The organism is Prevotella mikamonis (assembly GCF_055381405.1).
On sequence record NZ_AP035785.1, the window covers coordinates 1098473 to 1116235 of the forward strand.

Here is a 17763-nt window from a genome sequence, read left to right on the forward strand (position 1 = left end):
CACAAACCATCCTGTTTTGGGCGAATTCAAATAAGTCCTTATTGATATTGCCTGCCATACTCCAATTGATACGCCAGGAATCCAACTTGAAACCCACCTACTCGTCAACTAAAAAACTGCAAGGCCTCGGCAGCATTACTGTTCGGGCTTTGCAGCGTTGTTGTTTGGCCTTTGCAGCGATACTGCAAAGGCTCTGCACAAAACCAGGCGTATCGACATGGAATTCCTCCTACAATCCCCCTACTCTTCAACACCTATCCTAAAGCGTGCTACCAAGGGCAGATGGTCGCTGAAACCATTGTTATACTTAGCACCGTTGAAGTTGCGACGGGGCTGCACTCCACCATACCGTTCGTCGTCGGTGAGCAGAAAGGGCGCATCGAAGATGTAACAACTATCCAATGCCGACTGCATAGACCGACTACAGAAGATATGGTCAAGACTTCCCCACATGCCTTTATAGCGGTATGTTCCTTTTGCCCCATGCGTGCCGGTCGCATTCTCCGAAACATCTTGCAAGCCTTGTTCACCGATATATACCAGGCTCTTATCGCCCACATAATCATTGAAATCGCCTGCAACAATGATACGGGCATCGGGCGACAACGCCCGAATAGAGTCTACCGCAGATATCAATCGCTCGGCCACAACCATACGGAACGGGCGGGAATGCACCTCACCTCCCGACCGACTCGGCGCATGTACCACAAACACATGGAGTGTATCATCGTCTGCCAACTGCCCCGACACATAGAGAATATCACGTGTCAGGCGCATACCCTCTATCGGCTGGATGCGAATGGAACGATGCTGGATGGGACGGAACGAGAAAGGCGAATACAGCAACGCCACATCAATGCCTCGCTCATCGGGCGAATCGGTCATGAAGTACTCGTACCGTGCCTTGCTTAGCAGGGAGCGTTTGGTGAGGTCGCGCATCACCGTGTCGTTCTCTACCTCGCACAACGCCACCATATCAGGCAACGACCATCCGGCCGAATCACCTCCGCAAGCAATGATTTCCTGCCCTATGTGGTTGAGTTTATTCCAATATCGCTTCGCATTCCAATAGTGATAGCTCTCCGGCAGAAATTCCGTATCGTTCTTCAGGGAGTCGTGCTGCGTGTCGAAAAGATTCTCTGTATTCAACTCCACAAACGTGAAGATGCTCAGTAAAAGGGTCAGTAATGCCATAATTATGATAAGTCTTTCTTCAGATTTCTCCTTATTTTAGTGAGATATGTCTTCATCCCGGCTGCATCTTTCGTATCTATAATCTCCAACAGTTCCTTCAGCTCCGTACGGATTTGCGCCACCTGATCGTGCGTATAGGGATTGAACAGAATCTCCTGCAACAGATAATCATCTTCAGAAAGAACCCCACGGGCAATGCGCATGTGGCGCTTGAAGGTCGTACCCGGTGCGTCCTGATGCTTCATCACAGCTGCAAATACAAACGTACTCACAAAAGGAATACTCAAAGAATAGGCCACTGTCTCGTCGTGTTCTTGGAATGTGTACTCATAGATATTGAGTCCCAGCCGCTGATAGACGTCCTTAAAGAAGATACGGCCCATGTAATCGCCCTCATTGATAATAATCGCATTCTCCTCACTCAGCTGATTCAGATTGGCAAAAGTGGGACCGAACATCGGGTGAGTGCTCACATAAGGCCGCCCACATTGCTCATAGAACGCTTTCAGTCCGGTCTTCACACTGGCAATGTCGCTGACAATACACTCTTTACCCAGATAGGGCAATATCTCTTGAAAGGCACTGATGGTGTATTTAACGGTCACTGCATTGATGACAAGTTCAGGATTGAAGGTCCTGACCTCATCCAACTGCGTGAACCGTTGGCAGTTGTAAGTGAATCGCATGCGCTGGGCATCGCGCTCATAAACAGCTACCTCGTGTTCAAAACTAAGCAGGTCGATGAAGAAACTCCCCATCTTGCCTGCACCCATGACTAATATTTTCATTTCTGATTGAGGATTTCAAGTTGCTGACGAACACTTTCTTCGTGTATCTCTTCGAAGATATGGGCTACACTTTGGGCACTCAGCCCGCACAAGACTCCTTGTGCTCCGCGTTTCTCCAAGATTTCGTTATAACGGTTAGACTGCAATACGGTCATGTTGTGTTCCTTCTTATATTGCCCTATTTCGCGACAGACACGCAGCCGCTTGGCCAGGAGTTCCATCAGTTGATTGTCCAAATCGTCTATCTGACTGCGCAACTGGCGGATTCCTTCGGTCGTGGTATGCTCGTCACGAATCACCAATAGATTCAGGATATAGTCCAGCACATCGGGAGTTACCTGCTGAGAAGCGTCGCTCCAAGCCGTATCGGGCGTGCAATGGCTTTCCACTATCAGACCGTCGAATCCCAAATCCATAGCTTGCTGACACAGCGGAGCTATCAAATCTCGACGCCCACCGATATGACTGGGGTCGCAGACGATAGGCAATGCCGGTATACGACGATGGAGTTCGATGGGAATCTGCCACATTGGTAAGTTACGGTAAATCTTCTTATCATAACTGGAGAAGCCACGATGGATAGCTCCCAAGCGTTTGATACCGGCCTGGTTGATACGCTGCAAAGCTCCTATCCATAGCTCCAGGTCGGGATTTACAGGGTTTTTTACAAATACCGGGACATCAATACCCTTCATACTATCGGCCAAAGCCTGTACAGCAAAAGGGTTGGCACTAGTACGTGCGCCTACCCAGAAGATGTCTACGCCGTACTTCAAGCACAGTTCCACATGCTCAGGGGTTGCCACTTCGGTAGCTATCAGCATACCAGTCTCTTCCTTGACAGCCTTTAGCCAAGGCAAAGCTTGCTCTCCGCAGCCCTCGAAGCCACCCGGTTTGGTACGTGGTTTCCACACTCCGGCACGGAACATGTGGCATCCTTTTGCAGCCAACTGTCTGGCAGTAGTCATCACTTGTTCCTCTGTTTCGGCCGAACAAGGACCTGCCATCACAATCGGACGTTCCTGATCGCTGGGTAATTTGAGGGATTCTAATTCTAATTCCATATTGAATCGTATTTTATTTCGTTATTGATGTTGACATTTTCTTGATTCTTTCCAGTGCCTCCTGCATCTTCTCATCCTTCGCACAGAGACTGATTCGGACATACCGCCTGCCATTGTTGCCGAAAATAAATCCCGGCGTGATAAAAACCTTTGCCTCATGTAGTACGCGCTCGGTAAGTTCCTCGACATCCTGATACATCGCCGGAATCTTACCCCAAAGGAACATGCCCACCTGATGAGGGTCGAATTCGCATCCCAACACAGCCATTATCTGCTCGGCAATATGGCGTCGACGGCGATAAACCTCTATGTTATATTCCTGATGCCAAGCCTCATCATTGGTCTGATAGGCCTCCGCTGCCGCCATCTGTATACCACGGAAAGTACCACTATCAATGTTACTCTTCACTTTGAGTATCCACTTAATAAACGTAGGATTGGACGCACAGAGTCCCACACGCCATCCCGGCATGTTGAAACTCTTGCTCATTGAATTGAATTCTATGCAGCAATCCTTTGCCCCAGGCACTTGAAGTATTGACAGTTTCTCACCCTCATTCAAGATAAATGAGTAAGGATTATCGTTCACTACCACTATGTTGTGCTTCCTGGCGAAAGCAACCAGCCGTTCATAAGTTTCGCGACGGGCATTCCCACCGGTCGGCATGTGTGGATAGTTTACCCACATCAGCTTGACATTGTCAAGCTCCATCTGCTCCAATTCTTCAAAATCAGGCTGCCACCCATTATCTTCTCTCAAATTATAGTTGATGATATTAGCCCCAAGCAACTTGCTCAACGAAGTATAAGTGGGATATCCCGGATCGGGAACCAACACCGAGTCGCCCGGATTGACAAATGCCAACGTAGTATGCAGGATGCCCTCCTTGCTCCCTATCAAGGGCTGAATCTCGGTCGCGGGGTCTAGTTCTACATGATACCATTTGGCATAAAAATCGGCCATAGCCTTACGCAGCTCCGGTATTCCCACAGTCGGCTGATAGCCGTGAGCTGCCGGTTGCCGGGCCACTTCTACCAACTTATCTATCGTCTGTGGCGATGGCGGCATATCGGGTGAGCCGATTGCCAGACTGATAACGTTCTGTCCGTCGGCATTCATCTTCGCAACTTCTTTCAGTTTACGGCTGAAGTAGTATTCCTGTACTTCGTTTAATCTATTTGCTGGTTGTATCATTGTCTCTATATTTTTATCTATTTGTCAGGTTAGCTTTTAACTCTCGCAGTATTCTCCCAACACAGTAAGTTCCTTTACCAAAGGAGTGATGGCATCTATTGACTGACGGTAACGTGTCAGACTATCGAAGGTAAGATCTACATAGAACAGGTATTCCCACTCATGTCCGATAATTGGCAACGACTGTATCTTCGTAAGATTGATATTATAAAAGCTCAATATCGTGAGTATCTTGCTCAGACTGCCCTCTTCGTGGGGCAAGGAGAATACCAGGTTAGACTTGTTTGCCTTTTCCAAAGCACGTAGGGAATCTGCTTTCCGGGGTGTACTTACCACCAGGAAACGGGTATAATTGTGCTTGTTGTCATGAATATCCTCCTGCAAAACACGCATTCCATACAGTTTGGCAGCATACGACGAACAGATGGCAGCCCAGCCATGCACCCGATGTTTAGCTATATATTCGGCCGAACCGGCAGTATCTTCCGCCTCGACCACTTTCATTTCGGGATGGTTAGCAAGGAATTGCCGGCACTGAGCAAGTGCTACCGGATGGGAATGAACCTCTGTTACACTGCCCCAATCATCATCGGGCAGGCAGCAGATGGCATGCTCTATGTGCAACTTATGCTCACCGACCACCGTCACACCAGAGTTACGGAGCAATTCATAATTATGAAGCAAGCTGCCGGCTATTGTATTCTCGATGGCCAACATGCCGATGACGGTGGAATCACGACGTATATTCTCAAACACTTCCTCAAACGTTCCACAACATATCAGTTGTATCTGTTCACCTTCAAAGAACTGATGAGCGGCTATATCGTGAAACGAACCAAGCTCTCCCTGTATTGCTATTCTCTTCATATCTCTTTATTTCTATGCTCCGGTTTCAACCATCTGCCTAACACAAAAACGGTCCTCACTCTTGTAAGCGGGACCGTTTCGTTATATTCTATGTTTATTTCTTCAGTTAAAATCTACACGCAACTTCCCGCTTCACAATTTCTTGCAAAGTAAAAATAAAAGTAATAAAAAGATGCGTAAGACTTATTCATGCGCTATTTCTTTATGTTGTTGCGTTTATATTTGTGTACAAAAGTAGAATAATAATTTTATCTGACCAAAGAAAATATCCAAAAATATTTTATCCGGATAATGATTCATCAGCTAGAAGCCATACGGATTGTTTGCCCGGTATTTGTTTTCTATTTTTTGTTGGAGGGTCTCAGCCTCCTTCTCATCGGCATTCTGAGGTTCTCCCGACGCTACCGCCAATTCCTGTACTTGCTGCTCATCGGCTTCTGCCTCTGCTATCTTACCCAGCTGTCTCAACACGACTGCCCGCTCTTGATAGGCCGCAAGACAGAAAGGATTGACCTCTATTACCTTACTATAATATGCCATCGCCTCATCCGCATTGTCCCTCTTCGTCTCTATACGGGCCTTCAAGAGCAACACGTCCTCGTTTTCCGCCACATGCTCCAGCAGCCACTGCGCATCTTCGTCGGCCTCTGTGAGGGCATCTTCCTTCAAATATATCTCGCCACGAAGCAAGTAGGCATCACCATATTCAGCATTCAGACCGATAGCTTTCGTCAGCATGGCAACCGCATTCGTGCTGTCTCCCTGCCCCTTGCAAGCCTGGCTGTAGAGATAATGCACCTCTGCATTGGTATCATCTATCAGCAAAGCCTTCTCGCAGGCGTCGCCCATAGCCTGATAGTTCTCCATCATATAGGCCACATTTGCCATTCTTATCAGGATTCTCTGGTTTTCGGGAGCTTTCTCTGCCATCTTTTGCAGTTGCTCATACGCCTGCAACAGCTCGCCTCCCATCATAAAAGCCTGAGACAAGTAATCCCTTATCTCCAAGTCTTCCTGCCTGTCCAGCGCATGCTGAAAACAACGAATGGCATGCGACAGGTTTCCCATTTTCATGGCACGTACACCATCATACTTCAACACCTCGAAGTCTTTCTCTTCCTGGTGCTTCTTCTCTTCCTCACTATCCTCGGTCTTTCCACCGAACAAAGCCTTTAAAAAATTCATCTTATTTCAGTTTTTCATAAGCACTTACAGGCACTATATCGGTACGTTCCCACTTAGGCCAACTGCTACTCCCGATATATTTCCCACCCGCCTTACGGTACGACATAAAGAAGAAACGGGCATTGATATAGCCATCGCTGCCATCTTTGGCCAATACATAGCAATAGGCACGCTTGCGATAGCCCGTTATCTTGCCACCTTCTTTCACTGCCGTGTTCAGCCATTCCACCTGTGGAACGACGGCACTTACTATCGTTGCACCGGGATACTGCTTCTTAAAGGCCGCCGTAGACAAGTCTACGAGAGTCTTGTCGTCATCAGGATGATTCTTCGCAAAGAGGTCGACAGAATAGATGGGCATATACTTCACCCCGTCAATTTCCTTCAAATCGGTATCTCTATCCACACGGTCGTCAAATCCAATGGCATCGCCCAACTCGTGACCGGCATTGACCATCGTCGTCTTGGTTTTCTTCCAGAACTTAGAAAGACGTTTACCTATAGGTTCTTTTTTGGCTGTATTCTGCGCACACACCGGCATACCAATCAGTAAAAGTGCTGCTAAAAATCCCATCACTGTTTTCTTCATCATTGTTATGCTTATTAGTTAGTTGGGCAAAAATAGCAAAAACCACCTGATGCACCAAACTTATTCAATTTTATTAGGAAAAACTTCAATTTACTGCAAGGCCTCCGCAGCATTACTGCCTAGGCTTTGCAACACTGCTGTTTGGCCCTTGCAGCAACGCTGCCGAGCCTTTGCAGTAAAACCAATCTTTGACCAACGACTCGCCATATCCATAAGATGGATATACAAACAAGGGAATGATACTCCATGCAGAATGGCAGGTAGTATCATTCCCTTGTTGTTTTCAGACCTTCATTCTTGCAGTCGCTCAATCCAAGTTGATAATCAGCCCTACGGACAACTGCGCCTTATGCAAGTAAAGACTCGGAAAATCCCTAGCATGCTCCAGCATTCTGAAGACATTGTATTGCGCCTGTGCATACACTCCAAACGTCTCACTGAAACTGTAGCGAAGCCCACTATGCACATCAAGTACATGGAATCCGACACCCACACCGGTATAGAAGTCTAATTGGGAAGGCAGTTTCAGCGCATCGTCCCAATGCACATCAATAGGCAAAGACAAGTCTACACCATCCATGAAATCGGGTTCGGCGTCGGAATGCGACTTGCCTATAAACAGCATCGTCCCTTTCATTCCCACCGAGAGCCAATCATTCATGCCCAAATCGTAGCGAAGTTCTACTCCCGAACGGCCATCGACATGCAGGTAACCGGCCGAAATCTTGCGGTCCAAGTCGCCATCATAGGCTTGGGCAGATGCCGAACACGACATGCCGCAGACCCATATCACCAGTGCTATATATTGATACCAACGTTTCATTTGATAGTATATTTGTTCACATAGACAACCTTACGACGGTCTCCGGTCTGCGTGTTTTTAACCACATGCGTACCATATACCAGAAAATTATCACCATACCAGTGGCTCGAATCGGAATATTTGCCCTTCTTCACTTTCTCGTCCTCGTTATCGGTTTCGATGACTTCCTCCGTACGTTCCTTGATAACTTCTCCCGACTGATTGTTGAACAGCTTCATCACAATACGCTTCTTATCGGCAAAGAGCATCTTCGCTCCGGCATTACTCAGACTTGCCGAGATAAATCGCTTTACATAGAAAGGCTTGGTTCGCGGCTCCATCTCGACACTATTGTCCCATATCACCTCACCCTGTGGATTGAATTTCACGAGAATAGCATGCGTATAAGCATAACCGTCGAACTCCTGTATCCATCCCGTACCGACCTTTACCATACGGTAAGTTGGATAATAGGCCTCGCCAAGATAGAAATAATCCTTGTTGTCGCTCATAATCTTGTGCGACGCCATGAAGTAATTGCGTGTATACTCCTTACCCTCCTTGGCCTTCTTCTCTTTCTTTCGCTCTATCTTTTTCTGTGCTCTTGCGCTCAGATAATCGGTAAAATGCTTTAAATCCAGATAGTTATAGAATTTCAGGAAACTGAATTTCCAGTCTGCCAATTCCCCAAAATAGATGCCCTGCGAACCAACTTTCTTCGTGGCATAAGTACCCGTAACGAAGTATTTGCTCCCTACTTTCGAGATGGAAGCCGACACAAGCTCCTGCTCTATATCCTTAGTCAGCAGCGTAGCTCCCAACTGCTTGCCCTGCATATCAATGCGCGAGAGATATACTTCGCGCTCGGCACGCACGAAAGCATATACAATTCCGTCTATCACCTGAGTCTCCAGAATAAACACATTCTTGTCTTTCACACCGTCGAAGTGAATATCTGCATACTTGCAATCGCCTGTCTTCATGTCGATAATGCCCACACGCTCCAACTTCTTGACGGTAGAACTGAAAACCGCATGGCCATTCACAATCTGTATATTGCGCATGCTCCCCTTCTTGGCATACTCTCCTTCAGTCATTTTCACCCTATGGGTCTTGGCATCGAATGCCAGGATGGCAAACTCACCGCTACGCTCGCGCAACACCGAATAAAGCACCCCGTCGTCAAAGATATTCGAATGGATATACATACGCTTATCTACCAACACCGAATCCGTGCAGACCGGTTGCATCGAAGTAGAGAAGAATTGCATCTTGAAATATCGCTTCCCATCTTTGGAATCCTTGGCAAACGACTGCACCATCAATCCTTTTTCCTCCATCGGGACGATGTTCTCGCCCTCGTAATCGTCTTTGGCACTGAACTCCAGACGCCCCGTCACCTGCGCAAAGCTACACCCTATCGAGCCCAACAGCGCAACATAGATTAACAAAAACAGCTTTTTCATATTTACACACAATATTAGTTATTAACTACACAGCAAATATAGAGAAAAAAAAAATTCCATCCAAGTGAATCAGAAACAAAATTTTACATCTTCATCCAAATGTCACATGGATTGTTCCAAATAAGTGCAAATTATCACTAAACTTGTTTGTAAGACTTGCTTTTTCTGCCTGAAAATCCTAACTTTGCCCATGATGAACAGAAAGGCAGTCATAACGACCATCCTATTAGGACTTTGCACCATTGGCAAAGCCCAACAGGCAGCAGACACCACGACCACCGTGATGCAGCCGCCTGTACCGGTGGCATACGCCATGACACCTTATCATAATTATGGATGGGGACTTCACAAAGGATTGAATGTGCAGTTAGACCTCTCGGCCTTTGCCACTTTTGGCAAAAACGTGCCTCACCGCGGAGGATTCACACAAAGTCTCAGCGCCACATACCTGACTCCGCTTACCAAAGATAAAAAGCTTTGGCTGGCAGCAGGAGGCTACATTCAGAACATCAACTGGGGTGGCGATTCCTATCGCGACGGCGCTCTCTATGCCGCATTGGGCTATCGTTTCAACGAACATTGGGAAGCATGGGTGTATGCCAAGAAGAATGTTGCCAACAATTATGGTAACAGCTACTCTTCGTTATACCATCCAGGCTACTGGTATCGAGGTCCTATTGGGGGCATGGGAATGTTTACCGGTGGAGCAGATGTAATTGGTGCAGCCGTGAAATACAACATCAATCGGAGTATTTCCATTCAGGTAAATGTGGAAGGTGCACACTATAACAATAAAGACTTCCAATATTTCGATCAATACAACTACCCACTAAGCAAGCCATAAAGCCCCAATAATCTCAATCATTCTTCGTTCCGCAGACTGGGCAACGCCCTTTCTCTTGCATCGGAGCGCCACAATTCCCGCACGTATAACGCACATATCCGGTTCTCAAATAACATTTGATAGCAAAATAGAAGTATAGAACCAACAGCGGATAGCCTATATAATATAAGGTAGTAATACTAAATATGATGTAATTGGCAGCACAGACAGCAGCCAGTCCACTAAGATATGTAAGTGCATCGCCAAACTTCAGCTGGTGACGAGTGTCGTCCAAGGCTGCCAATCCCACTATCAGCATAGCCCATACCAATGCCAGGAAAATACCAAGAATGGTCGGAACGGAGAACGGATTCAGCGTAGGATGGAAGTAGAAATGTCGCCACGTATCAGGCGCAAAGAGCTGAATGCTCGCATACAAGGTTGCAGCTGTGGCCACAACAAGGGTCAACAGCGTGGGATAAAACGAATTGATATCGCGCAAATGTACGATGCGCGCCCGCTGACGCAACATTCTTCGCAGCCAATAAACGACCGCAATCACGCTGATAACGACCAGGAATATGAGCAAATGGACATCGGAGAAGGTAGAGATAAACTGCGAGATAGGGTCGTCAGGCACTACACCGGGCATGAGCTTCGACTCGTGTATCCACCCAAAAGTATTCTGATCGCGGGCCAACTGCACCCATACCGAGTCTACAGAGTCATTCGGCAGCACACGAATATCGGCCACTACCAAGTGATCATGCTTATATACGACTACCGAATCAGTCAGCAAATCGGACATCGACTCCTCCGGTTGCTGCTGTATCAAGACGATAGAATCGCTCTTGACCACAAAATTATAATTGTTGGTATAGTGGTGTGTACTCTGAAAAGAGAGCGAATCCAGCTGACGCTCACTATATTGTATCATCGCATCATGCGTGGTCCTTCCCTTGTGATAACACGAAGAAGCCACCACAATCAACAACAACAGCAATACACTGTCTACAATCCGAAGTACAGCTTTATTCTGCATAGATGTTCATTTGACATTCCTTACAATTAAACTCCAACTCAAACCGCCGGCCATCTCCCAGCACCAACTTGAGAGGTTCTTTCCATTCTGGTTTCCGTCCACCATGCTTGACACAATAACCCAACGAATATCGGATGCAATGCCGACATTGCATGATGAGCGCATCGGACTTGGGGGCGACTTCAAAGGCTTTCCCCACTCCGGCCATTCCCTGCGATTCATAGAACTGGCGAGCCAGATGGTTGCTCACATTGTATAGATATGAATACGCTTTATATTCAGGAGTCCATACCAGATTTGCTACTTTGACCGTCCTTTTTTCAGCACTTGCTGCCATTACTGGAGCATCGGCTGCCGACAACGATTCTACTAATTGTCGGCGCATATCGGCTAATACGCTCGATGGCAAGAAGTAACGGTCGGCCTCATCGGCAACAATCACCTCGTCACAAGTATAAGGCGTATTGCCAAGTTTGGTCAGTTGACGGACGATATTGTCGCGTTGTGGCTTCTGAGCTTCCTGATGTGCGAATTTCACCGTAACCGTTTTCCCGTCAGCCATCAATGCAAACCCTGTCTCCGTCAGGCTAAACGACATCTTGATTCGGATTTTCCGCTCGGCCGTTTGTCCTGCCAATATCTTCTCAAACACCACATCATTGTTACGATACAAACGCATACCGGCCTTCAAGTGTGTCGGCATCTTCAGCGGAAACAGCCTGTTTCCTTCAGCTCTGTTTACCCGAAAACCTTCCAATTCCCTGTTGGCATTGATAAAACAGAGACCATCCCCATTGGCAAAATTTGCCGTCCCAGCCACATTGAAGCTGTTATGGCGTATTTCTTTCACCGTACCAACAAACTCGCCCATCGCTTTCGGCGTATCGAAACTGGCAATGGCGGGCTTCCGTCCATCCAAGAAATAATTGGTAAAACCGCGATTGAAAGTCTTATTCAGATTCGGTTCAAAACTATAGTCCACCTCACCTCGCGAGGCTCTGCGATACTTTGCAGGATATTTCTTCACCAACTGATTGAGCCGTTTGCTATAAGCAGAGACCACATTCTTCACATATCCCACATCCTTCAAGCGTCCTTCTATCTTAAACGAACATGCCCCGGCCTCGGCCAAAGGCTCCAACTGTTCGATTTGGCACATATCCTTCAACGACAGCAAATACCGCTGATGTTCTATCTCTCGCCCTGTAGCATCTACCAAATCAAACTTCATGCGACAAAACTGTGCGCACTCGCCACGGTTGGCACTGCGACCGAAGCAATGTTGCGAGGCATAACAGACACCCGAATAGCTCACACACAGCGCACCATGCACAAACACTTCCAACTCCATATCGGGATTCTGCTCATGTATGGCCGCTATTTCTGCTACTGATAATTCACGTGCCAACACCGCACGTTCAAACCCAACAGACTGCAACCATTTCACTTTCTCTGCCGTACGCGTATCGCATTGTGTACTGGCATGCAATGCCGGAAGCTTCAATTCAGGCTCTTCCGCATGCACTTGGCAGAATATATCGACCATCCCCATATCTTGTATCAAGACGGCATCTACGCCTATACGGGCCAACTCCTTGACAAGCATTTTTGTATCGGCCAGTTCCTGCTCATAGATAATGGTATTGACTGTCACGAATATACGCGCCCCGAACAGGTGGGCGTATCTGCACAGTTGCTCAATATCGTCTATAGAGTTACCGGCAGCAGCCCTGGCACCGAAGTGAGCTGCCCCGATATACACGGCATCTGCCCCATGCTCGATGGCAGCCAAACCGCATTCCAGGTTTTTGGCAGGTGCCAGAAGTTCCAATGTGCGCATTTCTTCCATCAACGAATATCGTCTATATTATAGGGAGTCTCCTGATATACGTAATAATTAATCCAGTTGTTGTAGAACAAATTGGCATGAGCGCGCCAACTCACAACAGGCGACTGCGCCGGATTATCATCGCGGTAATAATTCTGAGGCAGCTCCACGTCGTCGCGGATGTTCTTATCTCGCTTGTACTCCTTATCCAATGTGTCGGGCGCATACTCCAAATGCCCGGTGATAAAGAATTCACGTCCGCCACGCGCCATGACCACACTGACACCACTCTCCGGCGATTCGGCAATGATTTCCAGTTCCGGATGAGCCTCTATGTCCTCGCGATGCACCTCGGTATGACGGCTCTGGGGCATATTGAATTCGTCGTCAAAGCCCCTGAAAATCGGCAGTTGCGGTGTTATCGTGCGTTGCTTGAAGATACCAAACATCTTCTTATCCAGTCCATACTTGGGAACATCATAGAAATGATACAACCCCGCCATTGCCCCCCAACACAGATAGAGCGTACTCGTGACGTGCGTACGAGTCCAATCGAAGATATGGGTTATCTCCGGCCAATACGCCACATCCTCGTAAGGCATACTCTCTATGGGCGCACCGGTAATAATCATTCCGTCGAACTTCTCACGCGAAAGACTCTCAAAATCACGATAAAACATCATCATGTGTTCCACCGGGGTATTCTTCGGCGTATGACTTTTCAACTTCATGAAGTAGATTTCGAGCTGCAACGGCGTGTTCGAGAGCAATCTCACTAAATCTGTCTCGGTCGTAATCTTGAGTGGCATCAGGTTGAGCACCACTATCTTCAGGGGTCTGATTTCCTGATTGTGCGCTCTCGTCTCGTCCATCACGAAGATGTTTTCTTGCTTCAATATCTCTATCGCAGGCAGCCTGTCTGGTAATCTTAACGGCATCTATATTCCTTTCAATCTATCAATTTCTACGCAAAGATAGTGCTATTCACAGATATAACCAAATAAATTAGCTGCATCTGAAAATATGAATTACAATCTATATACGTCATACCCTTTTTACTGCAAAGGCTTGGCAGCATCGCTGTCTAGCCTCGGCAGCAATGCTGTTTGGGCTTTGCAGCAACACTGCTAAGGCCTTGCAGTAAATACAGTTTGGCGGTGGACTCTCTGTTTCATGTATCTATCTTACCAAAACAGCTGCCTACAAACAGGAAAAAGCAATTTGGGGAAACAAAAAACGGACATTTCATGGCGGATGAGAATAAAATATAATTATCTTTGTACATGATATCGTGACTATCAAACTTTCTAGAAATCAATATCAAATGAAAAGATTATCAATTTTGCTATTAGCATGTTGCGCCACGCTTATATCGTTGGCACAACCTGCACGACCGAAACTAGTGGTGGGACTTGCTATTGACCAGATGCGTTGGGACTACCTTTACTATTATTACGACCAGTATGGCGAGGGCGGACTCAAGCGTTTGCTCAAAGAGGGATTCAGTTGCGAAAACAACATGATTAACTACATCCCGACGGTAACAGCCATCGGCCATACGTCTATCTACACCGGTTCTGTGCCTGCCCTTCACGGCATTGCCGGCAACAACTTCCACCTCGGCAATAAGATGGTCTACTGTTGTACCGACCCAACAGTACAATCTGTCGGCAGCAACAGCAAAGCCGGTATGATGTCGCCACGCAACATGTGGGCCACAACCATTGGCGACATGCTCAAAATGGCTACCGATGCCAAGTCAAAAGTGATAGGAGTAGCCCTGAAAGACCGTGCTTCCATACTGCCGGCCGGCCATGCTGCCGATGCAGCTTACTGGTGGGACAAGAGTGTACAGGGATACATCACAAGCACCTATTATATGAAAGAACTGCCTGCATGGGTAGAAAAGTTCAACAAGGCCAACCGTCCTGCCAAAGACGTAGATATACTGGGCATCCCCGACGGAGTGACCAGTACGTTCAAGATGGCCGAAGCTACCATTGAAAACGAACAGATGGGTATGCGCGGACAGACCGATATGCTCTGCGTGAGTGTGTCGTCGACCGATATCATCGGCCATACATACGGCACTCGCGGAAAGGAAAACCACGCTGTGTACATGCGCTTAGACAGAGACTTAGCTGAGTTTTTCAACTATCTGGACAAGAAGATAGGCCGTGGCAACTATCTCTTCTTCCTATCGGCAGATCATGCCGGTGCTCACAATCCCAACGTACTGCGTAGGAATCATATTCCTGCCGGTGGATGGGATTACAAAGCTACCATGGCAGCACTCAACAATCATCTGCAACAGAAGTTTGGTGTAGGCAACCTCTTCAACGACATCTACTCCACTGCCATGTATCTAAACCATGACGCTACCCAAAAGGCTGGCCTCGACGAAAAGGCTGTTAAGGCAGAGGCTGTGGACTTCTTGAAAGCCGATTCGCAATTTGTCTATGTGGCAGACTTGGACAACATCGCTTCAGCCCCCATCAATGAGGTTGTGCGCGAACGTGCTATCAACGGCTATTGCCGTGGCAGAAGTGGTGAGCTGCTGGTCATTCAGCGTCCTAATATGTTGCCGTACAAGGTGTCGGACGACTACATCGGCACATCGCACAGTACATGGAATCCCTACGATGCCCACATCCCCCTCGTATTTATGGGATGGAACGTGAAACCCGGACAGACCTCTACACCGACCTATATCACCGATATAGCCCCTACCATCTGCCAGATGCTTCATATCCAGATGCCCGATGCCTGCGTCGGCAACGCTATATTAAAAGTGGTGGAATAAGCATACGCCCCACCCGAAAAATAACCCCGGCACCTCTACACGAGATGCCAGGGTTTATAATGTCATATAGCGTATGGCTTACCAAAGTTGCAAACGCTCGCTTTCAGGAATAAACAGCTTGTCGCCCTGCTTCACTCCAAAGGCTTCGTACCAAGCATTGATATGAGGCAGCGCACCATTGACACGCCACTCGCCCAGCGAGTGAGGGTCGCTCTTCACACGGTTGCGTATTTCCTTCTCGGTGATATTCTGTCCCCATACACCTGCATAGGCTATGAAGAAACGTTGGTCGGCTGTGAATCCCTCCTTAGCTTTCAAAGGCTTTTTGGCCGTAGCATTCTTGTAAGCAGTGAAAGCTAGCTGAAGACCTCCGTGGTCGGCGAGGTTCTCACCTAATGTTAATCGGCCGTTACCCTTCAAGTCGGGCAATACATTGATATTGCTGAAGAAATCGGCATACTTGTCTGTGCGCTCCTTGAAATTATTGGCATCGCTGGCTGTCCACCAATCCTTCATGTTACCATCTTTATCATATTGACGACCCTGATCGTCGAATCCGTGAGTCATCTCATGGCCTATAACCACCCCAATAGCACCATAGTTGAAAGCATCGTCGGCCTTCGGATCGAAGAATGGATACTGCAAGATACCGGCCGGAAAGCAAATCTCATTGGTCGTAGGATTGTAGTAAGCATTTACTGTCTGCGGAGTCATGCCCCACTCATCGCGGTCTACGGGCTTGCCGGCTCTCTTCTCGATATGACGTGCGCTCCAGAACTCGGTGCAAGCCAGCATGTTCTCGTAGTAAGACTTAGCCGGGTCGATGTTCAGCTTCGACATATCTTCCCACTTATCGGGATAACCTATCTTTACATAGAAGGCATCCAGCTTCTCGTGGGCAGCAGCCTTCGTGGTATCGCTCATCCAAGTCTGCGCATCAATACGCTCACCGAGAGAAATCTGCAAATTGCGTACAAGTTCTTTCATACGCTTCTTGCTTGACTCCGGGAAGTAGCGCTCGGCATACATCTTACCCAATGCCTCGCCCAAGACATCCTCTACCTGATTGGTAGCTTTCTTCCAACGCGGATAGTCAACCTTGCGTCCACGCATGGTTTTACCAAAGAAATCGAAATTGGCAGCTATCACCTCGTCACTCAAATAAGACGCCGAAGACTGGATAAGATCCCACTCCATGAGGGCACGGAGATCGTCGGCAGAGAGTACAGCTGTCAGTTTGTCGATGCCGGCCATAAAAGCAGGCTGGCCGACAACCATCTCTTGGATATAGTCGGTCTTCACGCCACGAGCCTTATACATGCCTTCCAGGTCGATAGCAGGATAGTTGGTCTTGAATTCAGCCAATGTCATCTTATTGTAATTGGCCTGTGGGTCGCGCAATTCGGTGTTGCTCTTGGAAATCAAGGCTACTGCTGTCTCGAAGCGCATGATGGCATCCCTACGGTTTTCGGCAACGGCCTGAGAAAATCCGAAGAGCTGGAACATACGTACAATGTGCTTCTTATAAGCCTCACGAATGTCGGCTGTAGCTGCATCATTGTCTACATAGTAATCTTTCTGTCCTAAGGTGAGACCACCCTGATAGATGCTCAGAATATTCATCTTGGCATTCTTGTCGTCGGCACCGAACCATGTGCTGAACGGAACACCATAGCCGAAGACAGCATACTTGAGCTGCAAAGCCTTCAAGTCGGCAACAGTCTTCGCACTTTCAAACTCTTTCATACGAGGCATGACAGGACTGACACCTTCTTTGTTACGGCGAACCGAGTCCATAGCCTGTTTGTAGAGGTCGCTCAGCTTCTGCTCGGTAGTGCCTTGCTTGAACTTCTTCTTCAGGAGTTCGTCCAGGATTGAGTTGATACGCTTGTTGTTATCCTCCTGCAACTGGTCGAAACTTCCGTAACGGCTATAGGCTGCCGGCAGTGGATTATTCTTCTGCCAACCGCCGGTTGCAAACTCGTAGAAATCGTCGGCAGGACGCACGGTCTTGTCAAAATTGGCTGCTCTCAGTCCCGTTGCGTTCTGTGCCATACCCATTTCGGGCATTGCCACGAGCGCCAATATGGGGACAATCGTTTTTAAATTCATCATGT

Annotated in this window: 15 protein-coding genes; 2 read left to right on the forward strand and 13 right to left on the reverse strand. The window is 47.7% G+C overall.

Annotated elements, in window-relative coordinates; translation table 11 throughout:
• Positions 1-240 precede the first annotated feature (240 nt).
• The 9 genes from ACZ42L_RS04795 to ACZ42L_RS04835 all read right to left on the reverse strand — a co-directional run bounded on the left by ACZ42L_RS04795 (position 241) and on the right by ACZ42L_RS04835 (position 9150).
• The gene (locus ACZ42L_RS04795) at positions 241-1194 is read right to left on the reverse strand and encodes an endonuclease/exonuclease/phosphatase family protein (RefSeq protein WP_464716783.1); all 954 of its coding nucleotides are present in this window, start codon (positions 1192-1194) and stop codon (positions 241-243) included.
• A gap of 2 nt (positions 1195-1196) precedes the next feature.
• A complete protein-coding gene (locus ACZ42L_RS04800) occupies positions 1197-1982 on the reverse strand; it encodes a prephenate dehydrogenase (RefSeq protein WP_464716784.1) in 786 nt (261 codons plus the stop codon).
• A complete protein-coding gene (locus ACZ42L_RS04805; RefSeq protein ID WP_464706826.1) occupies positions 1979-3046 on the reverse strand; it encodes a bifunctional 3-deoxy-7-phosphoheptulonate synthase/chorismate mutase type II in 1068 nt (355 codons plus the stop codon). The genes ACZ42L_RS04800 and ACZ42L_RS04805 overlap by 4 nt, the downstream gene beginning before the upstream one ends.
• 13 nt (positions 3047-3059) lie before the next feature.
• Positions 3060-4241, reverse strand: coding sequence for a pyridoxal phosphate-dependent aminotransferase (locus ACZ42L_RS04810; RefSeq protein WP_464706827.1), 1182 nt, complete (start codon positions 4239-4241; stop codon positions 3060-3062).
• A 36-nt stretch (positions 4242-4277) separates the two neighbouring features.
• The gene (locus ACZ42L_RS04815) at positions 4278-5108 is read right to left on the reverse strand and encodes a prephenate dehydratase (RefSeq protein ID WP_464706829.1); all 831 of its coding nucleotides are present in this window, start codon (positions 5106-5108) and stop codon (positions 4278-4280) included.
• Positions 5109-5411: 303 nt separating this feature from the next.
• On the reverse strand, positions 5412-6293 hold the full coding sequence (locus ACZ42L_RS04820; protein WP_464706831.1) for a tetratricopeptide repeat protein: 882 nt from the start codon (positions 6291-6293) through the stop codon (positions 5412-5414).
• 1 nt (position 6294) lies between these two features.
• On the reverse strand, positions 6295-6885 hold the full coding sequence (locus ACZ42L_RS04825) for a Tat pathway signal sequence (protein ID WP_464706833.1): 591 nt from the start codon (positions 6883-6885) through the stop codon (positions 6295-6297).
• Between the two features lie 304 nt (positions 6886-7189).
• The gene (locus ACZ42L_RS04830; RefSeq protein ID WP_464706835.1) at positions 7190-7705 is read right to left on the reverse strand and encodes a DUF6646 family protein; all 516 of its coding nucleotides are present in this window, start codon (positions 7703-7705) and stop codon (positions 7190-7192) included.
• The gene (locus tag ACZ42L_RS04835; RefSeq protein ID WP_464706837.1) at positions 7702-9150 is read right to left on the reverse strand and encodes a hypothetical protein; all 1449 of its coding nucleotides are present in this window, start codon (positions 9148-9150) and stop codon (positions 7702-7704) included. The genes ACZ42L_RS04830 and ACZ42L_RS04835 overlap by 4 nt, the downstream gene beginning before the upstream one ends.
• A 190-nt stretch (positions 9151-9340) precedes the next feature.
• On the opposite strand from ACZ42L_RS04835, the gene ACZ42L_RS04840 reads away from it, so the two are divergent.
• Entirely contained in the window at positions 9341-9994 is a 654-nt protein-coding gene (locus ACZ42L_RS04840; protein WP_464701118.1) for a hypothetical protein, read from the forward strand.
• 13 nt (positions 9995-10007) lie between these two features.
• Here the strand turns inward: ACZ42L_RS04840 and ACZ42L_RS04845 are convergent, their stop codons facing one another.
• From ACZ42L_RS04845 to metA, 3 genes are read right to left on the reverse strand one after another with little or no spacing between them, the layout of a single operon-like run.
• Complete coding sequence (locus ACZ42L_RS04845) at positions 10008-11015, reverse strand: zinc ribbon domain-containing protein (RefSeq protein WP_464716785.1); 1008 nt, start codon at positions 11013-11015, stop codon at positions 10008-10010.
• A complete protein-coding gene (locus tag ACZ42L_RS04850) occupies positions 11005-12855 on the reverse strand; it encodes a peptidase U32 family protein (RefSeq protein ID WP_464716976.1) in 1851 nt (616 codons plus the stop codon). The genes ACZ42L_RS04845 and ACZ42L_RS04850 overlap by 11 nt, the downstream gene beginning before the upstream one ends.
• A gap of 8 nt (positions 12856-12863) precedes the next feature.
• Positions 12864-13781: a homoserine O-acetyltransferase MetA gene (gene metA, locus ACZ42L_RS04855; RefSeq protein WP_464716786.1), complete on the reverse strand. Its 918-nt coding sequence runs from the start codon at positions 13779-13781 to the stop codon at positions 12864-12866.
• A 386-nt stretch (positions 13782-14167) separates the two neighbouring features.
• Here metA and ACZ42L_RS04860 point away from each other — a divergent pair, with 386 nt between their 5' ends.
• Positions 14168-15646, forward strand: a complete 1479-nt coding sequence (locus ACZ42L_RS04860) for an alkaline phosphatase family protein (protein WP_464716787.1) — start codon at positions 14168-14170, stop codon at positions 15644-15646.
• 78 nt (positions 15647-15724) lie between these two features.
• Here ACZ42L_RS04860 and ACZ42L_RS04865 read toward each other — a convergent pair whose 3' ends face one another.
• Positions 15725-17758 carry a M13 family metallopeptidase gene (locus tag ACZ42L_RS04865; protein WP_464701650.1) on the reverse strand — a complete coding sequence of 678 codons (2034 nt, stop codon included), beginning with the start codon at positions 17756-17758 and terminating at the stop codon, positions 15725-15727.
• Between the last annotated feature and the right edge of the window lie 5 nt (positions 17759-17763).